Here is a 3,097-nt window from a genome sequence, read left to right on the forward strand (position 1 = left end):
AATCTAGTAATATGCTATGCTACATAAATTAAATTTAAAAGTTCCATGCCTATATATTACAAAAAACTTCAATTTAAACCTTACTAAAATGTATAAATTTATAAAAGTAATCACGAATATGAAGAAACGTATAGCATACATTAGAAATTTGTAGAAATTTAGTATGAAAGTATAAATATTCAATAGTATAAATAGTTGACTGAAGAATAATATAGAGTTAAAATAATTATATAACTATAAAATTATTACAATAATTTTATTTGTATAATAATATGTGTAAAATAATATAAAGAACTATTATAAATACAATATAAAATTTTAATGCAAAAATACATGAATATATCTATGATATGTCTAAAAAGATACTGATTAGATTGAGGTTTATTATGTCACAGGAGCAGTTTGAAGCGCAAGAAAAAATAAGAAAATTAGTTGTTAAAATTGTAAAGCACTACAGAGGAAAAGGACCAGAGTTTGTAAAAGTTAAGATAGATAACTCTATTATAACTATACATATAAAAGGAATTCTTTCTAATTTATCGGAGATTTTGGTCAAAGAAGGTGCAGCTGATATAGTAAAAGATTATTGGAAAATTTTAAAGCCTCACCTAGAAAAACAGTTTCTAGATGAAGTATATGACATAATTGGTAAAAATTTTGAATATAGTTGGCAAATAGATAATCTAGAAAATAATAATCGAACAATAACTATATTTTTGAAGTTAATAGATCATGGTTTGATTGAAAAGAAAGATATGTAAATATTTTAGCTTTTAATAAACCAGTACGTGCTTATAATGAGCTTTGTACTGGTTTTTTTGATTTTATTAAAAAAGGAGAATTGTTATGGAAAATAAAGTATTAACTGTCTGTCCATATTGTGGTACTGGTTGTAAAATGTATCTAGTCGTAGAAGATGGACAAATAGTAAGAGCAGAAGCTGCTGATGGAAGAACTAATGAAGGAAATTTATGTTTAAAAGGTTATTATGGATGGGATTTTCTAAATGATCCTAAAATACTTACTGCCAGATTAAAAAAGCCTATGATAAGAAAAAATGGACAATTAGAAGAGGTTTCTTGGAATGAAGCTATAGGATTCGTGGCTGATAAGTTAACTGCTATTAAAGAAAAATATGGTCCAGATGCTATTATGGGAACTGGGTCTGCAAGAGGACCTGGAAACGAAGCTAATTATGTAATGCAAAAATTTATGAGAGCAGTAATAGGAACTAATAATATAGACCACTGCGCTAGAGTTTGACATGCTCCTTCAGTAGCCGGTCTGGCTTACTCATTAGGAAATGGTGCAATGTCTAATTCTATTCCAGAAATAGAAAATACTGATCTATTATTCATATTTGGATACAATGGTGCAGATTCTCATCCAATTGTTGCAAGAAGAATAGTTAAAGCAAAAGAAAAGGGAGCTAAAATTATTGTAACTGACCCTAGAGTAACTGAGTCTGTAAGAATTGCAGATTTGTGGCTGCCTTTAAAAGGTGGAACTAATATGGCGTTGATTAACGCTCTTGGGAATGTTTTAATAAGTGAAGAACTATATGATAAAGAGTATGTTAAGAAATATGTAGAAGGTTTTGAAGATTATAAGACTTCTGTAGAAAAATATACTCCAGAATATGCAGAAAAAATAACAGGAGTTAAGGCAGAAGAAATTAGACAAGCTGCAAGACAATATGCTAAAGCTAAAAATGCTATGATACTATATGGCATGGGCGTATGCCAATTTTCACAAGCTGTTGATGTAGTGAAAGGCTTGGCTTCTTTAGCACTGCTAACAGGTAATTTTGGAAGACCTAACGTAGGAATTGGACCTGTACGTGGTCAAAATAACGTACAAGGTACTTGTGATATGGGAGTGTTACCAAACGTATATCCAGGATATCAGTCTGTTACAGATGATAAAGCAAGAGAAAAATTTGAGAAGGCATGGGGTGTAAAGCTTCCTAGTAAACCAGGATATCATTTGACAGAAGTACCTCATTTAACTTTACATGAAAATAAAATAAAGGCTTATTATATATTTGGAGAGGATCCTGTTCAAAGTGATCCAAATGCCGCAGAAGTAAGAGAAGTTTTAGATGAGCTAGAGCTAGTAATAGTTCAGGATATTTTTATGAATAAAACAGCTCTTCATGCTGATGTAATTTTACCAGCTACTGCCTGGGGAGAACATGAGGGAATCTACTCTTCAGCTGATCGTGGTTTCCAAAGATTTAGAAAAGCTGTGGAACCTAAAGGTGATGTAAAGCCTGATTGGCAGATTATATGTGAAATAGCTACGGCTATGGGGTACCCAATGAAGTATAATAACACAGAAGAAATTTGGGATGAAATGAGAAGCCTCAGCCCAGTGTTTGCTGGAGCAAGCTATGAAAGAATTGATGAATTAGGAAGTATTCAATGGCCTTGTCCAACTGAAGATCATAATGGTACACCTTACTTATATGAAGGAAATAAATTTACAACACCTAGTGAAAAGGGACAGTTATTTGCTTGTGAATGGAGACCTCCTATGGAATTACCAGATGATGAATATCCATTAAGTCTGTCAACAGTAAGAGAGGTTGGACACTACTCTGTAAGAACTATGACAGGAAACTGTCGTGCTCTTCAGCAATTAGCTGATGAACCTGGTTATATACAGATGAGTATAGAAGATGGAGAAAATCTTAGAATTGAAGATCAAGAACTGGTAAGAATAAGCTCAAGAAGAGGAAGTATAATAGCAAGAGCTTTAATTACTGATAGAGTAAAAAAAGGTTCCACATATATGACCTACCAGTGGTGGGTAGGAGCTTGTAATGAGCTAACAAGTGACCATATGGATCCTATTTCCAAGACTCCTGAATTTAAATATTGTGCAATAAAGGTAGAAAAAATAGAAGATCAACAATGGGCTGAACAATATGTAAGAGATGAATATGAGAAAATTAGAAAACAGATGAATGCTGTGCATTAATAATATCTTGATTATGAATAAATAAAACTTAAAGTTTTGTTGTCATATAACCATGCCCGAAATTTAACTTATACTCCGGAATATGATGCCAAACTTCGGCACGTTAAAAACTTTT

Annotated in this window: 2 protein-coding genes; both read left to right on the plus strand. The window is 32.0% G+C overall.

Annotation, left to right across the window (positions count from 1 at the left end):
* Positions 1-386: 386 nt before the first annotated feature.
* Positions 387-761, plus strand: coding sequence for a Na-translocating system protein MpsC family protein (locus HGI79_RS22225; RefSeq protein ID WP_185652848.1), 375 nt, complete (start codon positions 387-389; stop codon positions 759-761).
* 85 nt (positions 762-846) lie between these two features.
* Entirely contained in the window at positions 847-2,982 is a 2,136-nt protein-coding gene (gene fdhF, locus HGI79_RS22230; RefSeq protein ID WP_185652849.1) for a formate dehydrogenase subunit alpha, read from the plus strand.
* The last annotated feature ends 115 nt before the right edge of the window (positions 2,983-3,097 follow it).

The organism is Clostridium sp. DJ247 (genome assembly GCF_014231265.1).

Bases quoted from the DNA above. Each gene is read 5' to 3' on its own strand.
- HGI79_RS22225 (WP_185652848.1), top strand. From the start codon at position 387: ATGTCACAGGAGCAGTTTGAAGCGCAAGAAAAAATAAGAAAATTAGTT.